Consider the following 2,697-nt stretch of genomic DNA (forward strand, 5'->3'; position numbering starts at 1 on the left):
TTTTCATTTCTTGTACAATACGTTCAACAGAAATATGTTGAACGTTAGAAACTAAATTTTTAATTGCATCATATGAATGTTCATTTATATCAAATTGTAGTTGAGACATAAAACGTAATGCACGTAACATTCTGAGTGCGTCTTCATTAAATCGTTCGTCTGGATTACCGACGGTTATAATTTCTTTATCCTCTATTGCGGACTTTCCGTCATAAGGGTCATACAGATTAAAATGCTTGTCCATTGCGATTGCATTCATCGTAAAATCACGTCTTGCGAGATCCTCTTTTAACGATGTTGTAAATTCAACACTATCTGGACGTCTAAAATCTGAATACGTCGTTTCAGTACGATACGTCGTCACTTCATAAGGTGTTTTGTCAACAACGACTACAATAGTCCCATGCTCAATACCAACATCTATCGTATGCTTAAATAATGCTTCAATTTGTTTCGGTAGCGCATTTGTCGTGATATCGATATCACCGACTGATTTACCCATATAATAGTCTCTAACTGATCCTCCAACATAATATGCTTCAAATCCGTTAGATTCTAATGTATCTAAAATAAATTGTCCTTCTTTAAATGCGTTCTTATTTGTCATCGTTATTGTCCTTAATAGTCGATCTGTATAAATCTTCATATTGAGCGACGATTTCTTTTTCTGAGAAACGATTTCTTACATCTGTAATCATCGCTTCTCTCATCTCGTTATATAACGTTTCGTTTGTCATAAGCTCTATTGCATAATGAGCTGCACTTTCTTTATCCATCGGGTCAACGATAAATCCTGTTTTTTCATGTTGAATAACTTCAACAATTCCTCCCGCATTTGAGCCAATTGGAACACAGCCACAGTTCATAGCTTCAAGAAGTGCGAGACCAAAACTTTCTTTTAAACTAAGTAACATAAATAAGTCACTCATCTTATAAAATGACGTCATATCTGATTGTCGTCCGACAAGATGTACGTTATTACCAACACCTAATTCACGTGCCAAGTCATATACAACGCTCATTTCTGGCCCATCCCCAACTAACACAAGATCACTTTTAACTGATTCTCTAACTAATTTAAAAGCTTCTACAATTGTCGTTATGTTTTTAATTTTTCTAAAGTTGGATGAATGAACAATGACTTTAGAGTCTTCGTCTATACCGAGTTGTTGTTTCATACGACTTCTAACTTCTTCAATATTGTCACGATTAAATCGTTTTTCATCGACAAAGTTATAAATTGTTTTAATCTCTTTATTAGGTTGAATCATTTCTTCTGTTTGCTTTTTTAAACTATAAGACACAGCCGTTGTAATATCAGATTTCTCGATGCCAAAGCGAATCGCAGGTTCTAAACTTCTATCATGACCTAGTACTGTAATATCTGTACCGTGAAGTGTAGTTATAATGCCTACGTCACGTTTTGACATTTGATTTGCTAATATGCCTGCAACTGCATGAGGAATTGCATAATGCATATGTATACAATCTAATTGATGTACATCAATGACTTCAGCAATTTTTGACGCGAGTGTAATATCATATGGTCTATATTTAAAGACGTTATAATCATTAATTTCTACTGTATGGACATAAATGTTTGAGTAATTTCCTGAGAGACGAAATGGAACGCTTGATGATATAAAATGAATCTCATGACCGAGTTTCGCCATCTCAATTGCGAGTTCAGTCGCAACAATTCCACTTCCACCAACACTTGGATAACAAGTTACTCCTATTTTCATTTAAATCCTCCTAACATACGTATTCTTTATAAGTATAATAAAGAATAGTTCCATTGTGAATTAAAAAAACTACTCAATAAATATTGAGTAGTTTAGTTATTGCGTGCTATGAGTATTAAACGAACGAGCTCTGCGATAGCAGTTGCTGTTGCTGCAACATATGTCATTGCTGCTGCACTTAATACTTTTTTAGCATGTCTGTATTCTTTTTCGTTAACGATATTTAATCGTTCTATTTGTTTCATCGCTCGATTAGATGCATCGAACTCTACAGGTAATGTAACGATTTGGAATAAAACAGCAAATGCAAATAGTCCTATACCACCCCATAATAGGTAAGTTCCAAGAGTCGGACCAGATGATTGCATACCAGCTGTTAAAATGATACCTGCCATAATTAAGAAGAACGCAAAGTTACTTCCAAATTGTGCAAGTGGGAAAATTGCTGATCTTAAATTTAAAAACTTGTATCCCGTTGCGTGTTGAATCGCGTGCCCCACCTCGTGTGCTGCAACTGCTGTACCAGCAACTGATGGTTTGTCATAGTTATCTGGTGATAATACGACAACTTTTTTTCCTGGATCGTAGTGGTCAGTTAATTGACCTTTCCCACGTAGCACTTCTACGTCATAAATACCATTTTCTCTTAAAATTAACTCCGCAACTTCTTTACCAGTTAGACCACTCGTCGAACGTACTCTACTATACTTTCTAAACGTAGACATAACATTCATTTGAGCGAGCATAGGTACGATTAATAGAATTGCGAAATAGATAATATACATTAACATAAAACAACTCTCCTATCTCACTTTACATCATACTTTAATTATTAATTTAAAGTCAACGCAAACGATTTATTGGAACTAACGTTTTAAGTAGTACTAAAACGATAACCGTTAACCAAAACGATAAATAACCAATATGATCACTAAAGCGGTCTAATGACCCG

The 2,697-nt window shown here is 34.9% G+C and carries 3 protein-coding genes; all 3 read right to left on the reverse strand.

What is annotated here, in order from left to right:
* A partial coding sequence (locus TJ68_RS00330) for a CCA tRNA nucleotidyltransferase (RefSeq protein ID WP_040928131.1) occupies positions 1–607 on the reverse strand: 607 nt, incomplete at its 3' end.
* The gene (gene bshA / locus TJ68_RS00335) at positions 597–1,745 is read right to left on the reverse strand and encodes an N-acetyl-alpha-D-glucosaminyl L-malate synthase BshA (RefSeq protein WP_040928132.1); all 1,149 of its coding nucleotides are present in this window, start codon (positions 1,743–1,745) and stop codon (positions 597–599) included. The genes TJ68_RS00330 and bshA, both read right to left, overlap by 11 nt.
* Positions 1,746–1,837: 92 nt before the next feature.
* Positions 1,838–2,536 carry a zinc metallopeptidase gene (locus TJ68_RS00340; RefSeq protein ID WP_040928133.1) on the reverse strand — a complete coding sequence of 233 codons (699 nt, stop codon included), beginning with the start codon at positions 2,534–2,536 and terminating at the stop codon, positions 1,838–1,840.
* Positions 2,537–2,697 lie beyond the last annotated feature (161 nt).

It is taken from the genome of Nosocomiicoccus massiliensis, from assembly GCF_000438455.1.
Classification (GTDB): domain Bacteria; phylum Bacillota; class Bacilli; order Staphylococcales; family Salinicoccaceae; genus Nosocomiicoccus; species Nosocomiicoccus massiliensis.